This is a genomic window from Photobacterium sp. R1 (assembly GCF_054600795.1).
Genome location: NZ_BAAHZP010000818.1, coordinates 1 through 248, shown reverse-complemented (window position 1 = coordinate 248; position 248 = coordinate 1). Strand labels below are relative to the sequence as shown.

1 pseudogene is annotated in these 248 nt (G+C 51.6%); it reads right to left on the bottom strand.

What is annotated here, in order from left to right:
• Positions 1-248, bottom strand: a pseudogene (locus ACYP03_RS27345) (Si-specific NAD(P)(+) transhydrogenase); the annotation flags it as partial.

Genomic DNA, 248 nt, shown 5'->3' with positions numbered 1-248 from the left:
AAGTGTCATGGCTGCCGTCGTGATTACGCACACGTATGGTGTGTTTGTCGACAAAGCTGGCTTCACCGGCAATGATGGGGCAGCTGTTGCGATCATAAAAGCCCTGACGCATTCTCGTTTGTTTACTGACTACTGTCTGCGCGTGACCCAGGATCTGGCTGAAAGTGCTGTGCAGTGTGGTGGTATTCTTGCTGTAGAGCGGGTTTTTATTGAATTCGATAATCCGGCTGACCGCATGGCGCAGTGCT